The sequence below is a fragment of the Brevibacillus sp. HB1.2 genome, from assembly GCF_013332495.1.
Lineage (GTDB): Bacteria > Bacillota > Bacilli > Brevibacillales > Brevibacillaceae > Brevibacillus > Brevibacillus porteri.
The window spans coordinates 1-426 of the sequence record NZ_JABMIU010000047.1; the positions used below are offsets into that span (position 1 = coordinate 1).

General features: G+C 55.2%; 4 tRNA genes. All 4 read right to left on the reverse strand.

From position 1 onward, the window contains the following. Positions 1-56 precede the first annotated feature (56 nt). The 4 genes from HPY28_RS30160 to HPY28_RS30175 all read right to left on the reverse strand — a co-directional run bounded on the left by HPY28_RS30160 (position 57) and on the right by HPY28_RS30175 (position 415). Positions 57-132: transfer RNA gene (locus HPY28_RS30160), tRNA-Val, on the reverse strand. A 33-nt stretch (positions 133-165) separates the two neighbouring features. Further along, a tRNA-Glu gene (locus HPY28_RS30165) sits at positions 166-239 on the reverse strand. Positions 240-243: 4 nt separating this feature from the next. Continuing rightward, positions 244-336: transfer RNA gene (locus tag HPY28_RS30170), tRNA-Ser, on the reverse strand. A gap of 3 nt (positions 337-339) precedes the next feature. Next, positions 340-415, reverse strand: a tRNA-Asn gene (locus HPY28_RS30175). Between the last annotated feature and the right edge of the window lie 11 nt (positions 416-426).

The following is a 426-nucleotide window of genomic DNA, read 5'->3' on the forward strand; positions in this document are numbered from 1 at the left end:
GCGTTGCCACAGGACGTGGCGCTTTTAACTGACCTTCCTTGTCCGTTAAATATAAGTGGTGGAGGCTGACGGGATCGAACCGCCGACCCTCTGCTTGTAAGGCAGATGCTCTCCCAGCTGAGCTAAGCCTCCAAATCACCTACAAAATGTAGGGATCTTTCTAGGTGACCCGTAGGGGATTCGAACCCCTGTATGACAGCGTGAAAGGCTGCTGTGTTAAACCGCTTCACCAACGGGCCAAGATGGCGGATGGAGTGGGATTTGAACCCACGAGACGGTTCGACACCGCCTACACGATTTCCAATCGTGCTCCTTCGGCCGCTCGGACATCCATCCATATGGCTCCTCGGGACGGACTCGAACCGCCGACCGATCGGTTAACAGCCGATTGCTCTACCAACTGAGCTACCGAGGAACGTTGAAGGT